Genomic DNA, 18,082 nt, shown 5'->3' on the forward strand with positions numbered 1-18,082 from the left:
GCGCGCCCGCCCTGCCCCGCCGGACGGCCGGCCGGGGCGGCGCGTCAGCCGGCGGCCGCCGACAGCGCGGCCCAGCGGAACAGTCGCTGGGGCCGCAGCATCATCGTCTTGTCCAGGCGCCCGAATCCGAGCGCGCGCGCGTCCGCACCGAGCACCACGATGTCGGCCTCTACCGGCCCCTGCGCGTCCGGCAGCCTGAACCGCTGGCCCTGCGCGAAGCGTCGTGCCGCCGCGGCGTCGAGCTGCAGCCGCGGCCAGGCGACGAGGCCGGCATCGAGGGGCAACAGGTGGACGTCGACCGCATCGCGGCCTTCGCGCTCGGCCAGCGCACGCAGCGCATCGAGCGTGACCATGGCCGGGGCGCGGAACGGATCCACCCACAGCCGGCGCAGCACGGCGACGTGGGCGCCGCAGCCCAGCGCCTCGCCCAGGTCGCGGACCAGGCTGCGCACGTAGGTGCCGGAGCCGCATTCGATCTCGAGTTCCACGCGGCCGTGCTCCAGCGCCAGGCACTCGAGCCGGTGCACCTCGACCTCGCGCTCGGCGACCTCGATCGCCTCGCCGCGGCGGGCCTTGGCGTAGAGCGGCTCGCCGCCCTGCTTCAGCGCCGAATAGATCGGCGGGCGCTGGCGGATGCGGCCGCGCAGCGGCACGAGCGCGTCCTCGACGGCCTGCGCGCCGAGCGCGGGGACCGCGCGCTCGCGCAGGGTCGCGCCGTCGGCGTCGTCGGTGTCGGTGGTGCGGCCGAGCACGGCGACGGTGCGATAGGCCTTGCGTGCGCCGAGCAGGCCGCCGGCGAGCTTGGTCGCCTCGCCGAAGCACAGCGGCAGCAGGCCGGTCGCCAGCGGATCGAGGCTGCCGGTATGGCCGGCCTTGGCGGCGCGGAACAGGTGGCGCGCACGCTGCAGCGCCTGGTTCGAACTCATGCCCTGCGGCTTGTCGAGCAGGACGATGCCGTCGAGCTCGCGGAACACGGTGCGGGTACGCGGGGTCATGGCGGAACAGGCATGGCGGCGCCCTGCCCCGGCCGCGCCGCGGCCGGAGCGGGTGCGATCAACGGGACCCGGTCCCGTCGGCCGCCTCCCCCGCCCCCCCGTCGTCGACATCGCGCAGCAGCGAGTCGATGCGCTCGCCGCGGTCGACGGAGTCGTCGTAATGGAAGTGCAGCTCGGGCACCGAGCGCATCCGGAGCATGCGGCCGAGCTGGAAGCGCAGCTCGCGCGCGAGCTCGCGCAGCGCCTTGACTCCTTCCGCCGCGCGCTCGGCCTGCAGCGCGGTGACGAACACCTTGGCGTGCGCCAGGTCGCGGCTGACCTCGACGTCGCTGACGCTCATCGACGGCAGGCCATGTTCGCGCACCGCCTGGTGGACGAGCTGGCCGACCTCGCGACGCAGCTGTGCCGAGACGCGATCGGTGCGATGGAAGGACTTGGCGCTGGGCATGGCGTGGTACCGGGTGGGATGGAACGGGCGGATCGAAGGCTCGGGGGCCAGAGCGCACGAAGGCGGCGACGCGATGCGCCGCCGCCTGTCGCCTGCCCTGCCGGCGGACGGCGCTTACAGCGTCCGCGCGACCTCGATGCGCTCGAAGCACTCGATCTGGTCGCCCGGCTTGACGTCGTTGTACTGCTTGACGGCGATGCCGCACTCGGTGCCGGCGCGCACCTCGTCGACGTTCTCCTTGAAGCGGCGCAGCGACTCCAGCTCGCCCTCGAAGATGACCGTGTTGTCGCGGAGCACGCGGATCGGCTTGTTCCGGCGTACCACGCCCTCGACCACCATCGAACCCGCGACCGCGCCGAACTTCGAGCTGCGGAACACGTCGCGGACCTCGGCGGTACCGATGATCTCCTCGCGGATCTCCATGCCGAGCAGGCCCGAAGCGACCTGCTTCACCTGGTCGATGACGTCGTAGATGATCGAGAAGTAGCGCAGGTCCAGCCCGCCGGTCTCGATCACCTTGCGCGCCGACGCGTCGGCACGGACGTTGAAGCCGATGATCGTCGCCTTCGACGCGGCGGCGCGGGTGGCGTCGGACTCGGTGATGCCGCCGACGCCCGAGATGATCACGTTGATCTTGATCATGTCGTTCGACAGCGCGGTCAGCGCCTCGCGGAGCGCCTCGGCCGAGCCCTGGACATCCGCCTTGATGACCAGGTTCAGCTGCTGCTGATCGCCCTGGCCCATCTGCGCCATGATGTCTTCCATGCGCTGCGCGCCCTGCGCGCCCAGCCGCGACTCGCGCGCCTTGGCCTCGCGCTGCTGCGCGACTTCCTTGGCCAGGCGCTCGTCGGCGACGACCACGAAATCGTCGCCCGCCGAGGACACGCCCGACAGGCCGAGCACCTGCACCGGGATCGACGGACCGGCCGACTGCACCTGCTGGCCGTTCTCGTCGAACAACGCGCGCACGCGTCCGTAGTGCACGCCGCAGACCATGTAGTCGCCGCGGTTGAGGGTGCCCTGCTGCACGAGCACGGTGGCCACCGGGCCGCGGCCCTTGTCCAGCGAGGCCTCGACCACGACGCCGGCGGCGCGCGCGTCGAACACCGCGGTCAGCTCCAGGAACTCCGACTGCAGGATGATCGCGTCCAGCAGGTCGTCGACGCCCTGGCCGGTCTTGGCCGAGATCGGCACGACCTGCACGTCGCCGCCGAAGTCCTCGGCGACCACGTCGTGCTGGATCAGCTCCTGCTTGACCCGCTCGGCGTTGGCGTCGGACTTGTCGATCTTGTTGACCGCGACGATCAGCGGCACCTTCGCGGCGCGCGCGTGCTGGATCGCCTCGATCGTCTGCGGCATGACGCCGTCGTCGGCCGCCACCACCAGCACCACGATGTCGGTCAGCTTCGCGCCGCGCGCGCGCATCGAGGTGAAGGCGGCATGGCCGGGCGTGTCGAGGAAGCTGACCACGCCCTTGGCGGTCTCGACGTGGTAGGCGCCGATGTGCTGGGTGATGCCGCCGGCCTCGCCCGAGGCGACCTTGGTGCGGCGGATGTAGTCCAGCAGCGAAGTCTTGCCGTGGTCGACGTGGCCCATGATGGTGACCACCGGCGGACGCGGGCTGCGATCGCCGGCGACCTCGGTGTGCGCCTCGAGCGCGGTCTCGGCGTCGTTCTCCTGCGCGCGCACGGCGGTATGGCCGAGTTCCTCGACCACCAGCACCGCGGTGTCGTGGTCGATCGACTGGTTGATGGTCGCCATGACGCCCATCTTGAACAGCGCCTTGACCACGTCGGCGCCCTTGATCGCGAGCTTCTGCGCGAGGTCGGAGACGACGATGTTGTCGCCGATGGCGACCTCGCGGGCGACCGGCGCGGTGGGCCGCGCGAACCCGTGCGCGCCACCGCCGCTGCGCGCCTGCTCGACGCCGCGTCCGCGCACGCCCTTCTTCTTGCCGGAGCTGCGGCGGGCGCGATCGCTGTCGGAGAGGTGCATCGGGCCGCTGCCGAAACGGCGCCCGCCGCGATCGTCGCGCTCGCGCTCGCCGCCGCGCGGCGCGGTCTTGCCCGGGCGTGGGCCGGCCGACGGGGTCGGCGCCGGCGCCGCCGCGGCCGCCGCTGCGCGGCGCTCCTCGTCGCGCTTCTTGACGTCGACGAGAATGGTCGGATTCTTCGGCCGGATCGAGATGCGGTCCTCGTCGACGGTGCGCGGCGGCCGCGCCGCGATCGCGTCGGCCTTGGCCTTGGCCTCGGCTTCGACACGCTCGGCCTCGGCACGCAGCGCGGCGGCCTCGGCGGCCTCGGCCTCCTCCTGGCGCCGCGCTTCCTCGGCGCGCTGCTCGGCCTCGGCATGGGCGCGCTCGGCGTCCTCGCGCGCCTGCTCCTCGGCCGCCTGGCGGCTGCGCGACTCGTCGAGCTTGCGCTGCGCGTCCTCGCGCTCGGCGTCGGCCTGGGCCGGCGCGTCGCTGCGCTTGACGTAGGTGCGCTTCTGGCGGACCTCGACGTTGACGGTGGACTTGCTCTTGCCGGCCGCGACCGTGAGCTCCTGCACCTTGCGGCGCTTGAGCGTGATCTGCCGCGGCGCGTCTTCGGCGGCGGGCGTCTCGGTCTTGCCGTGGGTGCGACGCAGGAAGCCGAGGAGCTTCATCTTCTCGGTCGGCGTCACCACCTGATCCGGCCCGTCGAAGGTCATGCCCGCCTCGCCGAGCTGCTCCATGAGCTTCTCGACGGGGGTGCCGACCAACTTGGCGAGCGTGCGAACGGTGACTTCGGACATGTGGCTTCCTGTTCCTGCGGTCAGGTCGCACCGGTCGGTGCGACGTGTGACTTCGCCCTCGTCGGAGGGCCGTGGATTCTACTCTTGTGCCGCGATGCCGGCGTTCAGCCGGCCTGCTCCAGGCGCTCGATCTCGGCGGCGCGGGCGGCGAGGATCAGGGCGGCGGCGTGCTCGGCGTCCATCCCCTCGATGTCGAGGATGTCGTCGACCGCCTGCTCGGCGAGATCGTCCGCGGACACGATGCCGCGCGCGGCCATGACGTAGGCGGTGGCCTCGTCCATGCCCGGCAGCGCCAGCAGGTCCTCGGCCGGCCTGTGCTCGTCGAGACCCTCCTCGACCGCGAGCGCGTCGTTGAGCAGCGCGTCGCGGGCGCGGGCGCGCAGCTCCTCGACGATGTCCTCGTCGAAGCCCTCCACGGCCAGCAGCTCGCCGACCGGGACGTAGGCGATCTCCTCGACCGTGGTGAAGCCCTCGGACACCAGGATGCCGGCGATCTCCTCGTCGACCTCGAGCTTGTCCTGGAACAGCGCGCGCGCGCTGGCCTGCTCGGCCTCGCTCTTGGCCACGACCTGGTCCTGGGTCATGACGTTGAGCTGCCAGCCGGTGAGGCGGCTGGCCAGGCGCACGTTCTGGCCGCCCTTGCCGATCGCCTGCGCGAGCTTGTCCTCGGCGACCGCCAGGTCCATCGAGTGCTTTTCCTCGTCGACGATGATCGACTGCACCTCGGCCGGCGCCATCGCGTTGATCACCAGCTGCGCCGGGTTGTCCGACCACAGCACGATGTCGATGCGCTCGCCGTTGAGCTCGTTGGATACCGCCTGCACGCGCGAGCCGCGCATGCCGATGCAGGCGCCGATCGGATCGGTGCGGGTGTCGTGCGCGAGCACCGCGATCTTGGCGCGGTCGCCCGGGTCGCGGGCCGCGGCCTTGATCTCGACCAGCCCCTGCCCGACTTCCGGCACCTCGAGCTTGAACAGCTCCATCATGAACTCGGGCGCGGCGCGGCTGATGAACAGCTGCGGGCCGCGGATCTCCGAACGCACGTCGTAGAGATAGCCGCGGACGCGGTCGCCCGGACGCAGCGTGTCGCGCGGGATGCCCTTGTCCTTGGGGATGAAGGCCTCGGCGTTGCCGCCCAGGTCGACGTAGATGTTGCCGCGCTCGGCGCGCTTGACCACGCCGATCACCAGCTCGCCGATGCGGTCCTTCCAGGCCTCGACGACCTGCGCGCGCTCCGCCTCGCGGACGCGCTGCACGATCACCTGCTTGGCGGCCTGCGCCGCGATGCGGCCGAACTCGGCGTTCTCGACCTGCTCCTCGATGAACTCGCCGATCTCGGCGTCGGCCTTGTCGTCGACCGCGTCCATGAGGCGGACCTGGCGCTCCGGCGACTCCATGACCACGTCGTCGGCGACCACTTCCCAGCGGCGGAAGGTCTCGTACTCGCCGCTCTTCGGATCGATCTTGACGCGCATGGCGACGTCCTGATCCGGGTAGCGCTTCTTCGCGGCCGAAGCCAGGGCGGCTTCCATCGCTTCGACGATGACTTCGCGCGGCACGCCCTTTTCGTTGGCGACCGCATCCACCACCATCAAGAGTTCCTTGCTCATGGTCTTACTGCTCCGCGTCCGGCGACTCGTCGCCTGAAGTGTTGGAATCGTCCGCGTCGGCCTGGCCGCGCGCGCTCTTGGCGCCCCGTGCGCCCTTCTTCGCCTTGCCCTCGCTCACCAGCCCGAGGGCCGCGTAGTCCGGCACGATCCGCGCCTTGTCGACGTTGTCGTGCGCGACCTCGACCTCCGCACCGTCGACCTCGAGCACGACGACCTGCCCGGCCACCCGCACGATCCGGCCCTGGTAACGGCGGCGGCCGTCCTGCGGCAGGCGCAGGCCGACCTTGACCGTCTCGCCCTGATGCCGCGCGAACTGCGCGACGCTGAACAGCGGGCGGTCGAGACCGGGCGAGGACACCTCCAGCACGTACTGGCTGGAGATCGGATCCTCGACGTCCATCACCGCCGACACCTCGCGGCTTACCGTCTCGCAGTCCTCGAGGGTGACGCTGCGATCGGCGGCGTCGATGTAGATCCTGAGCAGCGCCCGCGACGGCGAGGGAACGTATTCGACTCCCAGCAGCTCCAGACCGAGCCCCAGCGACGCGATCACGGGCGCGAGCAGGGCGGCGATGTCGTCGGTCTTGTTGGACACGCGTCGGATCCCTGAAATATGGCGCGATGGAAACAAAAAAAGGGCCATCGGCCCCTTCCGGTACATCCCGTGTTCCGGTGGCCGGCCCGAAGCAGTGGGGCCGGCCCAGGCCAGGAAGAAAAAGAGCCTCGCAGTGGAGGCTCTTTCACATCCTGAGCTGGTAGCGGGGGCAGGATTTGAACCTGCGACCTTCGGGTTATGAGCCCGACGAGCTGCCAGACTGCTCCACCCCGCATCAGGAGCGAGATTGTAACGTGTTCCCGGTTTCCGGCGCAAGCCTGATGAAGCGAAACCGGCGTTACCAATCCAACGCCGACGATGATACCAGCCGACGTCGGAGGAATGAACCTCTCTAGGCGCCGAACGCGCGCTGGCACCACGCCATCAGCGGGCTCCAGCCGATGCCCAGCACCAGCAGCGCGAACGCGTTCACCGAGAACACCGCGCGCAGCGGGCGGTCGGCGTGCGGCAGCACCGGCGCCCCGCCGGCGGGCTCGTCGAAGAACATCACCTTGATGACGCGCAGGTAGTAGAACGCGCCGACCACCGCGAACACGACGCCCACCACCGCCAGCCACAGCATGTCGGCGCCCACCGCCGCGCGCAGCACCGCGAGCTTGGCCCAGAAGCCGAGGAACGGCGGCACGCCGGCCAGCGAGGCCATGACGAACATCACCATCCACGCATGCCACGGGCTGCGCGCGTTGAGGCCGCGGAAGTCGTCGACGTGCTCGGCCTCGAAACCCTTGCGCGAGAGCAGGACGATCGCGCCCCAGGCCGCGGTCGACATCACCGCGTAGCTCACCGCGTAGAACATCGCCGCCGCGTAGCCGGCCGGGTCCGCAGCCGCCAGGCCGAGGAACAGGAAGCCCACGTGCGACACCGTCGAATAGGCCAGCATGCGCTTGAGGTTGGGCTGCGCCAGCGCCAGCAGGTTGCCGATCACCAGCGACAGCACCGCGAGCCAGGCGACCGCGTCCTGCCAGTAGGCCGCCAGCGGGCCGGCGCCGGCCTCGAGCAGGCGGTAGGCCATGCCGAAGGCGGCGAGCTTGGGCGCCGAACCGATGAACACGGTGATGCCGGTCGGCGCGCCGTGGTAGACGTCGGGCAGCCACATGTGGAACGGGGCCGCGCCGAACTTGAACGCGACGCCGGTCAGCACGAACACCACGCCGAACAGCATCAGCTGGTGGTCGCCCTGCGCAGCGGCCGCGGCGTAGATCGCGGCGAGGTCGAGGCTGCCGGTCGCCCCGTAGAGCATCGACATGCCGTACAGCAGCATGCCCGAGGCCAGCGCGCCGAGGACGAAGTACTTCATCGCCGCCTCGGAGGCGCGCGGCGACTCGCGGTCCATCGCCACCAGCGCGTAGGTCGACAGCGCCATCAGCTCGAGGCCGAGGTACACCGTCAGCAGGTTGCCGGCAGAGACCAGCAGCAGCATGCCGAGCACCGAGAACAGCACCAGCAGGTGGAACTCGCCCTTGAACAGGCCGCGGTCGTCGAGGTAGGGCTTGGCGTACAGCAGCGCCAGGGCGCTGACCACGCACACGACCGCCTTCAGCACGTCGCCGACGAGGTCGCGCACGTACATGCCGCCGAAGGCGACCGCGAGGTCGCCCTGCACCGTCAGCGCCAGCCACGCGGTCACGGCGAAGATCGCGACCGCGAGGTAGTGGGTGATCGCGCGTCGCTGCTGCGGCACGAACAGGTCCACCACCAGCAGCGCGAACGCCGCCGTGGCCAGGAACAGCTCCGGCGCCATCGGCAGAAGATCGGCGACGGTGGGCATGGTGATCGGGGTGGTCATCGGTTGCGACGCCTTTAGAGCTTCGAGGTCGCGATCTGCGCGGCGAGCTGCGCGATCGAGACGTCCATCAGGTCGGTGAGCGGCTTGGGCCACAGGCCGAACAGCAGGGTGAACGCGGCGAACACGCCGAGCACCAGCCACTCGCGGCCGTTGATGTCCTTGAGCTGGGCGACGTGGTCGTTGGCGACCGGGCCGTACATGACCCGCTTGACCAGCCACAGGCTGTAGGCCGCGCCGGTGATCAGGGTGGTCGCCGCCAGGAACGCCAGCCACGGGTTCGCCTGGAAGCTGGCCAGGATCACCATGAACTCGCCGACGAAGCCGGAGGTGCCCGGCAGGCCCGAGTTGGCCATGGCGAAGAACACCATGAACAGCGCGAAACACGGCATCACGTTGGCCACGCCGCCGTAGTCGCCGATGGCGCGGGTGTGCATGCGGTCGTAGAGCACGCCGATGCAGGAGAACATGGCGCCCGACACGAAGCCGTGGCTGATCATCTGCACCATCGCGCCCTGCAGGCCGAGCTCGGCGGCGTCGGTGTTGCCGCTCTCGCGCACCAGCGCGAAGGCGATGAAGGTACCGAGGGTGACGAAGCCCATGTGCGCGATCGACGAGTACGCGACGAGCTTCTTCATGTCCTGCTGCGCGAGCGCCACCAGGCCGATGTAGACCACGGCGATCACCGACATCGCGATCGGCAGCCAGGCCCACTCGTGGCCGGCGTCGGGAACGATCGGCAGGGTGAAGCGCAGGAAGCCGTAGCCGCCGATCTTCAGCATGATCGCGGCCAGCACCACCGAACCCGCGGTCGGCGCCTCGACGTGGGCGTCCGGCAGCCAGGTGTGCACCGGGAACATCGGCACCTTCACCGCGAACGCCGCGAGGAACGCGAAGAACAGCCACATCTGCTCGGTCGCGGTCAGCGGCAGCGCCGCCAGGTCGGCGAGCTGGAAGCTGCCTCCCTTGAGGTACAGGTAGATCAGCCCGATCAGCATGAAGATCGAGCCGAGGAAGGTGTACAGGAAGAACTTCATCGCCGCGTACACGCGACGCGGGCCGCCCCACACGCCGATGATGATGAACATCGGGATCAGCATGCCCTCGAAGAACACGTAGAACAGCATCGCGTCCATCGCGGCGAACACGCCGATCATCAGGCCTTCCAGGATCAGGAAGGCGCCGTAGTACTGCGCCACGCGCTTGTCGATCGCCCGCCAGGCGCCGACCAGGACCAGCACCGAGGTCAGCGTGGTCAGCGCGATCAGCGCAACCGAGATGCCGTCGACGCCGAGGTGGTAGCGGATGTCGTAGGCCGGCACCCAGGCGCGGTCCTCGACCATCTGCATCGCGGCGCTGGTCGCGTCGAAGCCGGCGAGCATCGCCACGCTCGCGGCGAGCACCACCAGGGAAACCCCCAGGGCGAACCAGCGCGCGGATTCCGCGCGGCGGTCGCCGAAGGCGAGCGTCAGGGCGCCGCCGAGGATCGGCAGCCAGATCAACAGGCTCAGGATGGGCCAGTTCGGGGACATGGGCTGACTCTTGTTATCCGACAGCGCGCATCAGCGCGTACAGCAGCACGATGACGCCGAGGATCATCGCGAAGGCGTAGTGGTAGAGAAGTCCGGACTGCACCCGGCGCAGGACCGCGCCGAGCCGGTCGACGACCGCCGCCGAACCGTTGACCGCGACGCCGTCGATGAGCGCGGTGTCGCCGGCCTTGAAGAACAGGCGGCCGAGGCCGAGGCCGCCGCCGGCGAAGCCCTTGATCCACAGGTCGTCGAAGCCGTACTTGTTCTCGAGCACGCGGATCGGCAGGGCGAACATCCTGCGCGCGCGGTCGGCGATCGACGGCTGGAACAGGTAGATCCAGGTCGCCGCCGCAAAGCCGGCGAACGCGAACCAGAACGCGGGCGACGCGTAGAAGTGCAGGCCGAACGCCACCGCGCCGTGGAACAGCTCGCGGCCGATCTCGGCCACCCGGTCGTGCTCGGGCATCACGAAGATCGCGCCGTCGAAGAAGTCGCCGAACAGCATCGGTCCGATGGTGAAGAAGCCGATCGCGATCGAAGGGATCGCCAGCAGCACCAGCGGCAGGGTCACCACCCAAGGCGATTCGTGCGGCTCGACCGGTCCATGGTGGTGGTCGTCCTCGTGCACCTGCGCCTCGGCATCCTCGTGCGCGGCGTCGCCATGCGACTCGGCGTGGTCGGCGTGAGCGTCGCGGAAGCGTTCCGGCCCGTGGAAGGTCAGGTACAGCAGGCGGAAGCTGTAGAAGCTGGTCACGAACACGCCGAGCAGCACCGACCAGTAGGCGTACTGCTGCACCCAGCCGCCCTCGTGACGGGCGATCTCGGCGGCCTCGATGATGATGTCCTTCGAGTAGTAGCCGGCGAAGAACGGCGTGCCGACCAGGGCCAGGGTGCCGATCACCGCGGTGATCCAGGTGATCGGCATGTACCTGCGCAGGCCGCCCATCTTGCGCATGTCCTGTTCGTGGTGCATGCCCATGATCACCGAGCCCGCCGCCAGGAACAGCAGGGCCTTGAAGAAGGCGTGGGTCATCAGGTGGAACACGGCGGCCGAGTACGCCGATACGCCCAGGGCGACCGTCATGTACCCCAGCTGCGAGAGCGTCGAGTACGCCACGACGCGCTTGATGTCGTACTGGACGATGCCGATCAGGCCGGTGAAGAAGGCTGTGGTCGCACCGACGAACAGCACCACCTCGAGCGCGGTCGGCGACAGCTCGAACAGCGGCGACATGCGCGCGACCATGAAGATGCCGGCGGTGACCATCGTCGCAGCGTGGATCAGCGCCGAGATCGGGGTCGGGCCCTCCATCGAGTCCGGCAGCCACACGTGCAGAGGCACCTGCGCGGACTTGCCCATCGCGCCGACGAACAGGCAGATGCACACGAAGGTGATCGCCTGCCAGTCCAGCCCGATCAGCCCGGCCATGGTCTGGCCCTGGATCAGCTCCAGGCTGCCGAACACGGTGCGGTAGTCGAGCGACTCGAAGAAGAACAGGATGCCGGCGATGCCGAGCAGGAAGCCGAAGTCGCCCACGCGGTTGACCAGGAAGGCCTTCATGTTGGCGAAGATCGCCGACGGCCGCTTGAACCAGAAGCCGATCAGCAGGTACGACACCAGGCCCACCGCTTCCCAGCCGAAGAACAGTTGCAGGAAGTTGTTGCTCATGACCAGCATGAGCATCGAGAAGGTGAACAGCGAGATGTAGCTGAAGAACCGCTGGTAGCCCGGGTCCCCGTGCATGTAGCCGATGGTGTAGACGTGCACCAGCAGCGACACGAAGGTCACCACCACCATCATCATCGCGGTCAGGCGGTCGACCATGAAGCCGACATGGGCCGAATATCCGCCGATGTCGAACCAGGTGTAGACGTTGCCGTAGAACGACTCCGCCCCGCCCCACACCAGCTGCTGGAGGACGTAGAAGGACGCGGCGCAGGACACCGCCACGCCGAGGATGGTGACCGTGTGCGCGCCGACGCGGCCGATCTGGCGGCCGAACAGGCCGGCGAGGATGGCGCCGAGCAGCGGCGCCAGCGCGATGGTCAGGAGCAGGTTCTGGCTCAGCACCGGATCATCCTTTGAGCGTGTCGATCTCGGCGACGTTGATCGTGCGCCGATTGCGGAACAAGGTGACCAGGATCGCGAGGCCGATCGCGGCCTCGGCCGCGGCCACCGTGAGGATGAAGAACACGAAGATCTGGCCGTTGACGTCGCCGAGGAAGCGCGAGAAGGCGACGAAGTTGACGTTGACCGCCAGCAGCATCAGCTCGATCGCCATCAGCAGCACGATCACGTTCTTGCGGTTGATGATGATGCCGGCCACCGCGATGCTGAACAGCAGCGCGCCGACCGTCAGGTAATGTGCCAAGGTCACTTCGAGCCCTCCCCGCCCGCTCCCGCGGTCTCCACCGACGCGCCGGTGCGCGTGGTCCGGCGCGGCTGCGCGGCCATCTTCACCAGGCGCACGCGGTCGCCGCTGCGCACCCGCACCTGGCTGCCGGGATCCTGATGCTTGGTGCCCTCGCGACGGCGCAGGGTCAGCATCATCGCCGCGATCAGCGCCACGGTCAGGATGACCGCCGCGACCTCGAACGGCATCAGGTAGGCCGAGAACAGCGTGCGCCCGATCCATTCGATGTTCGACAGGCCCGCGGCCGCGGCCGGGTCCACCGCCGACATCTCGGTGGAGACGCGGCCGGCGAGGACGCCGATCAGGGTCAGCATCTCGGCGAACATCACCACCGCGACGACGATGCCCACCGGCAGGTAGCGGGCGAAGCCCTCGCGCAGCGGCGCGATGTTGATGTCGAGCATCATCACCACGAACAGGAACAGCACCATCACCGCGCCGACGTAGACCAGCACCAGCGCGATGCCGAGGAACTCGGCCTCGGCCAGGATCCACAGGCAGGCGGTCGAGAAGAACGTCAGCACCAGCGACAGCACCGCGTAGACCGGGTTGCGCGCGGAGATCACGCCCAGCGCGGCAGCGATGGCGAAGGCGGCGAAGACGTAGAAGGCGATCAGCGGAAAGTCCATGCCCTTGGTCCTCAGCGGAAGGCCGAATCGGCCGCGCGACGCTCGGCGATCTCGGACTCGAAGCGGTCGCCCAGCGCGAGCAGCTGCGGCTTGGTGACGATGTTCTCGCCGCGATTCTCGAAGTGGTACTCGAGGATGTGCGTCTCGACGATCGAGTCCACCGGGCACGACTCCTCGCAGAAGCCGCAGAAGATGCACTTGAACAGGTCGATGTCGTAGCGCGTGGTGCGCCGCGTGCCGTCGCCGCGGGGCTCGGAATCGATGGTGATGGCCAGCGCCGGGCATACCGCCTCGCACAGCTTGCACGCGATGCAGCGCTCCTCGCCGTTCGGATACCGACGCAGGGCGTGCAGGCCGCGGAAGCGGTTGGACTGCGGGAACTTCTCCATCGGGTACATCAGCGTGTACTTCGGACGGAACAGCACCTTGAGGGTCAGCCACAGGCCCCGCAGGAGTTCGAGCAGGAGCAGGCTTCGGAAGTAGTGGACGATGCGATTCATTCGGTCAGGCTCCGGCCGTGAACCAGCCGAGGTAGGCGGCGACGGCGGCGACGAACACCCAGACGATGGCGATCGGGATGAAGACCTTCCAGCCCAGGCGCATGATCTGGTCGTAGCGGTAGCGCGGGAAGCTCGCGCGCAGCCAGATGTAGGCCGAGGCGAAGAAGAACACCTTCGCGAACAGCCACCACCAGCCGCCCACGGCCAGCAACTCGAGCACCGGGATGCCGGCGAACCAGCCCTGGAATGGGCTCAGCCAGCCGCCGAGGAACAGGATCGCGACCAGGAAGCTGATCAGGATCATGTTGGCGTACTCGGCCAGGAAGAAGATCGCGAAGGCCGAACCGGAGTACTCGACGTGGAAGCCGGCCACGATCTCCGACTCGCCCTCGGCGACGTCGAACGGCGCGCGGTTCGTTTCCGCCACGCCCGAGATCCAGTAGATGACGAACAGCGGCAGCAGCGGCAGCCAGAACCACTCGAGGAAGCCGGCGTCGCCGGCCTGCGCCATGACGATGCCCGAGAGGTTCATGGTGCCGGCCGCGATCAGCACGCCGACCAGGGCGAAGCCCATCGCGATCTCGTAGCTGATCACCTGCGCCGCCGAACGCATGGCGCCGAGGAAGGCGTACTTCGAGTTCGAGGCCCAGCCGGCGAGGATGATCCCGTACACGCCGGCGGAGGTCATCGCCAGCAGGTACAGCAGGCCGGCGTTGACGTCGGCGAGCACCGCCTGCGCGTCGAACGGGATCACCGCCCAGGCGGCGAAGGCCGGGGCCAGCGCGATCAGCGGCGCCAGCGTGTACAGCGCCTTCTGCACGGAGCTCGGGACGACGATCTCCTTGAACAGCAGCTTGAACACGTCGGCGAAGGCCTGGAACACGCCCATGCCGACGTACATCGGCCCGTGGCGCACGTGCATCCAGCCGATGAGCTTGCGCTCCCACACGACGTAGAAGGCGACCGAGATGATCACCGGCACGGTGATCGCCAGGATCTTCAGCACGATCCACAGGATCGCGCCGAACAGGCCCAGGTTGGCGCTGAGGCTCTCGCCCCACAGCGTGGGCGAGGTCGCGTAGGTCCAGAAGCCGGGCGACTGCGCCGCGGCGGTGGCGAGATGGGACAGCGACACGTCAGGCCCTCGTCACGGTGAGCGCGGCCGTCGGCGACAGCGGCGCGGTTTCGGCGTAGCCGGTCTCGATCCACACCGCGCCGCGGGCGACGCGGGTGGAGGTGGCGACCGGCAGCGTGGCGGTGCCGCGTTCGTCGGCGAACCTGGCCACGCCGCCTTCGGACAGGCCGCGCGCGAGCGCCTCCTCCGGGTGCAGCACGGCGCGGGCGCCCGCGGTGAGCGGGTGCGCCTGCAGTGCGGCGGCACGGCGCAGCACGGCGTCGGCGCGGTAGACCGCCGGCGTCGCCACGCGCTCGAGCGCGCCCTCGCCCGCCGCCGGGGCGGCCTCGGCGCGGCCTTCGCCGCAGCGCACGTCGGTCGGCGCGAGCTGGGCGCGCAGGCCGGCCAGGTCGGTGAACCCAAAGCCGGCCGCGCCGAGATCGCCGCCGAGCGCGCGCAGCACGCGCCAGCCGGCACGGGCCGAACCCGGCGGCTTGCCGCCCGGCACGACGCGCTGGTCGACGCCGTCGAGGTTGGTGTAGGTGGCGTCGGTCTCGGGCGTCAGCGCGATCGGCAGGATCACGTCGGCCACCGCGCGCGTCGAGGCACAGGCGAAATGGCTGAAGGCCACGACCCGCGCCCCGGACAGCGCCTGGCGTGCGGCCGCGTTGTCGGCGAAGTCGAGCCCGGGCTCGATGCCGTAGAGCACGTAGGCGCCGCGCGGCTGCGCCAGCATGGCGCGCGCATCGAGCCCCGTCGGCAGCACGCCGTGGCGGGCCAGGCCGAGCGCGTTGGCGCCCTGCGGGATGCGGTTGAGCCGGGCACCGGTGGCGGCCGCCAGCGCACGCGCGGCGGCGCGGATGCGGCTGGCCTGCGGATGCGTCTCGGCGATCGCGCCCAGGAGGATCACGGCGCTGCCGGCCTTGGCGAGCGCGTCGTGGATGGCGTCGCCGGCCGCCAGCGCCTCGAGTTCCGCCGGCAGCGTCGACGGCGCGACCGTGCGCGACTCAAAGGCCGGGAAGGTGAAGTCGAAATCGACTGGATTGATCGCCGCGATGCGCGCGCCGCGCTTGGCCGCCTTGCGCAGGCGGTGATGCAGCAGCGGCACCTCGTGGCGCGGATTGCTGCCGACCACGAGCACGACGTCGGCCTGCTCGAGCTCGAGCGCCGGCACCTGCGCCGCTTCCGCGACCGGGCGGTCGGCGAAGTCGAGCAGGTTGATGCGGTGGTCGACGTGCCCGCTGCCCAGGCCCTCGGCGAGCGCCTTCAGCAGCGCGCCCTCCTCGTTCGAGGTCGCCGGGTGCGCGAGCACGCCGAGGCCGTCGCCGGCGTTGTCGCGCAGGATCTTCGCGGCCGCGGCCAGCGCCTCGTCCCAGTCCGCCTCGCGCCAGCCGTCGCCCTCGCGCAGCATCGGCTTCAGCGCGCGGTCCTCGGCGTACAGGCCCTGGTGCGAGTAGCGGTCGCGGTCCGACAGCCAGCACTCGTTGATGGCGTCGTTGTCGCGCGGCACGGTGCGCACGATCTCGCCGCGGCGCGCGTGCAGGAACAGGTTCGAGCCCAGCGCGTCGTGGTAGCCGATCGACTCGCGCGCGATCAGCTCCCACGGGCGCGCGCGGAAGCGGTAGACCTTGTTGGTCAGCGCGCCGACCGGGCAGACGTCGATGACGTTGCCCGACAGCTCGCTGGTCAGCGGCTTGCCGTCGTAGGTGCCGATCTCGAGGCGCTCGCCGCGGTTCATGCCGCCAAGCTCGTAGGTGCCGGCGACCTCGCTCATCACCCGGATGCAGCGCGTGCACTGGATGCAGCGCGTCATCTCGGTGGCCACCAGCGGGCCCATGTCCTCGTCGGCGACCACGCGCTTGCGCTCGGCGAAACGGCTGACCGAGCGGCCGTAGCCGAGCGACACGTCCTGCAGCTCGCATTCGCCGCCCTGGTCGCAGATCGGGCAGTCCAGCGGATGGTTGATCAGCAGGAACTCCATGACGTTGCGCTGCGCGTGCAGCGCCCTGTCGGAACGGGTCTGGATCTTCATGCCGTCGCCGACCGGCGTGGCGCAGGCCGGCTGCGGCTTGGGCATCGGCCGCCCGCCCATCTCGACCTCGACCAGGCACATGCGGCAGTTGGCCGCGATCGGCAGCTTGTCGTGGTAGCAGAAACGGGGGATCGGAATCCCGGCCCGGTCGGCGGCCTGGATGATCATCGAGCCCTTCGGCGCGGTCATGCTGACGCCGTTGATCTCGATGCTGACGTGATCCGGCGGCACGTTGGGATCGGCGGGCTGCGCACTCATGCGGCGGCCTCCAGCTTGGTGTCGACGATCGAGCGCTTGTGCTCGATGAAGTATTCGAACTCGTCCCAGAACTGGCGCAGGAAGCCCTGCACCGGCCAGGCCGCGGCCTCGCCGAAGGCGCAGATGGTGTGGCCCTCGATCTGGCCCGCGGACGTCTTCAGCATCTGCAGGTCCTCGTGGGTCGCCCTGCCCTCGACGATGCGGGTGAGCATGCGGTACATCCAGCCGGTGCCCTCGCGGCACGGGGTGCACTGGCCGCAGGACTCCTTGAAGTAGAAGCGCGCGATGCGCTGGCAGGCGCGGACCATGCAGGTGGTGTCGTCCATCACCACGACCGCGCCCGAGCCGAGGCCGGAGCCGGCCTTCTGCAGCGCGTCGTAGTCCATGGTGAGCTCCATCATGGCCTCGCCCTTGAGGACGGGCATGGAGGATCCGCCGGGGATCACCGCCTTGATCGTGCGGCCCGGGCGCATGCCGCCGGCCATCTCGAGCAGGTCCCTGAAGGGCGTGCCGAGGCGGATCTCGTAGTTGCCCGGGCGCGCCACGTGGCCGGAGACCGAGAACACCTTGGCGCCGCCGTTGTTGGGCTTGCCGAGGTTGAGGAACCACTCCGCGCCGTTGCGCACGATCGCCGGCACCGAGGCGTAGGTCTCGGTGTTGTTGATCGTGGTCGGCTTGCCGAACAGGCCGAAGTTCGCCGGGAACGGCGGCTTGAAGCGCGGCTGGCCCTTCTTGCCCTCCAGCGATTCCATCAGCGCCGTCTCCTCGCCGCAGATGTAGGCGCCGGCGCCGAGTGCGTTGTGGATGTCGATGTCGATGCCCGAGCCGAGCACGTCCTTGCCGAGCCAGCCGTGCTCATAGGCTTCCTTCACCGCCTGCTCGATGCGCTCGAACGGCTCGTGGTGGAACTCGCCGCGCAGGTAGTTGTAGGCGACGGTCGAGCCGGTGGCGTAGCAGGCGATCGCCAGGCCCTCAACCACCGCGTGCGGGTTGAAGCGCAGGATGTCGCGGTCCTTGCAGGTGCCGGGCTCGGACTCGTCGGAGTTGCAGAGGATGTACTTCTGCATGTCGCCCTTGGGCATGAAGCTCCACTTCAGCCCGGTCGGGAAGCCCGCGCCGCCGCGGCCGCGCAGGCCCGACTGCTTGACCATCTCGACCACGTCGGCGGGCGCGATCTTCTCTGCGAGGATCCTGCGCAGCGCCTGGTAGCCGCCGGTCTTGAGGTAGTTCTCGTACGCCCACGGCTGCTCGAAATGCAGCGTGGTGTAGACCACGTTGTGCTCCTGCGGTGCCGGACCGTATGCCATCGCCGTGATTTCCGTTGGATGCCGTGCGGGTGCGGCCGGGCCGCACCCTGTCGATTTCGTTGCGGCGCC

14 protein-coding genes and 1 tRNA gene are annotated in these 18,082 nt (G+C 69.6%); all 15 read right to left on the reverse strand.

Annotation, left to right across the window (positions count from 1 at the left end; genetic code table 11):
- Positions 1–44: 44 nt before the first annotated feature.
- The gene (truB, locus tag KB893_RS10590; protein WP_211927893.1) at positions 45–995 is read right to left on the reverse strand and encodes a tRNA pseudouridine(55) synthase TruB; all 951 of its coding nucleotides are present in this window, start codon (positions 993–995) and stop codon (positions 45–47) included.
- 58 nt (positions 996–1,053) lie between these two features.
- On the reverse strand, positions 1,054–1,443 hold the full coding sequence (gene rbfA / locus KB893_RS10595; RefSeq protein ID WP_211927894.1) for a 30S ribosome-binding factor RbfA: 390 nt from the start codon (positions 1,441–1,443) through the stop codon (positions 1,054–1,056).
- 114 nt (positions 1,444–1,557) lie between these two features.
- Positions 1,558–4,218, reverse strand: a complete 2,661-nt coding sequence (infB, locus tag KB893_RS10600) for a translation initiation factor IF-2 (protein WP_213173681.1) — start codon at positions 4,216–4,218, stop codon at positions 1,558–1,560.
- A gap of 104 nt (positions 4,219–4,322) precedes the next feature.
- Positions 4,323–5,828: a transcription termination factor NusA gene (gene nusA, locus KB893_RS10605; RefSeq protein WP_213173682.1), complete on the reverse strand. Its 1,506-nt coding sequence runs from the start codon at positions 5,826–5,828 to the stop codon at positions 4,323–4,325.
- Between the two features lie 4 nt (positions 5,829–5,832).
- Positions 5,833–6,423, reverse strand: coding sequence for a ribosome maturation factor RimP (gene rimP, locus KB893_RS10610; RefSeq protein WP_213173683.1), 591 nt, complete (start codon positions 6,421–6,423; stop codon positions 5,833–5,835).
- 158 nt (positions 6,424–6,581) lie between these two features.
- A tRNA-Met gene (locus KB893_RS10615) sits at positions 6,582–6,658 on the reverse strand.
- 117 nt (positions 6,659–6,775) lie between these two features.
- A complete protein-coding gene (gene nuoN, locus KB893_RS10620) occupies positions 6,776–8,230 on the reverse strand; it encodes an NADH-quinone oxidoreductase subunit NuoN (RefSeq protein ID WP_213173684.1) in 1,455 nt (484 codons plus the stop codon).
- Between the two features lie 14 nt (positions 8,231–8,244).
- A complete protein-coding gene (locus KB893_RS10625; protein ID WP_213173685.1) occupies positions 8,245–9,759 on the reverse strand; it encodes an NADH-quinone oxidoreductase subunit M in 1,515 nt (504 codons plus the stop codon).
- A 13-nt stretch (positions 9,760–9,772) separates the two neighbouring features.
- Positions 9,773–11,830 carry an NADH-quinone oxidoreductase subunit L gene (gene nuoL, locus KB893_RS10630; RefSeq protein WP_213173686.1) on the reverse strand — a complete coding sequence of 686 codons (2,058 nt, stop codon included), beginning with the start codon at positions 11,828–11,830 and terminating at the stop codon, positions 9,773–9,775.
- A 4-nt stretch (positions 11,831–11,834) separates the two neighbouring features.
- On the reverse strand, positions 11,835–12,137 hold the full coding sequence (gene nuoK / locus KB893_RS10635; protein ID WP_338026927.1) for an NADH-quinone oxidoreductase subunit NuoK: 303 nt from the start codon (positions 12,135–12,137) through the stop codon (positions 11,835–11,837).
- Positions 12,134–12,802: an NADH-quinone oxidoreductase subunit J gene (locus KB893_RS10640; RefSeq protein WP_213173688.1), complete on the reverse strand. Its 669-nt coding sequence runs from the start codon at positions 12,800–12,802 to the stop codon at positions 12,134–12,136. The genes nuoK and KB893_RS10640 overlap by 4 nt, the downstream gene beginning before the upstream one ends.
- Positions 12,803–12,813: 11 nt before the next feature.
- Positions 12,814–13,302: an NADH-quinone oxidoreductase subunit NuoI gene (gene nuoI / locus KB893_RS10645; RefSeq protein WP_211928232.1), complete on the reverse strand. Its 489-nt coding sequence runs from the start codon at positions 13,300–13,302 to the stop codon at positions 12,814–12,816.
- Positions 13,303–13,306: 4 nt separating this feature from the next.
- Positions 13,307–14,365, reverse strand: coding sequence for an NADH-quinone oxidoreductase subunit NuoH (nuoH, locus tag KB893_RS10650; protein WP_213173717.1), 1,059 nt, complete (start codon positions 14,363–14,365; stop codon positions 13,307–13,309).
- A 73-nt stretch (positions 14,366–14,438) separates the two neighbouring features.
- On the reverse strand, positions 14,439–16,706 hold the full coding sequence (gene nuoG / locus KB893_RS10655; protein WP_213173689.1) for an NADH-quinone oxidoreductase subunit NuoG: 2,268 nt from the start codon (positions 16,704–16,706) through the stop codon (positions 14,439–14,441).
- Positions 16,703–18,013, reverse strand: a complete 1,311-nt coding sequence (gene nuoF, locus KB893_RS10660; protein WP_211927770.1) for an NADH-quinone oxidoreductase subunit NuoF — start codon at positions 18,011–18,013, stop codon at positions 16,703–16,705. The genes nuoG and nuoF overlap by 4 nt, the downstream gene beginning before the upstream one ends.
- Between the last annotated feature and the right edge of the window lie 69 nt (positions 18,014–18,082).

Origin of the sequence: Coralloluteibacterium stylophorae (genome assembly GCF_018122625.2) — a bacterium.
GTDB classification, from domain to species: Bacteria; Pseudomonadota; Gammaproteobacteria; order Xanthomonadales; family Xanthomonadaceae; genus Coralloluteibacterium; species Coralloluteibacterium stylophorae.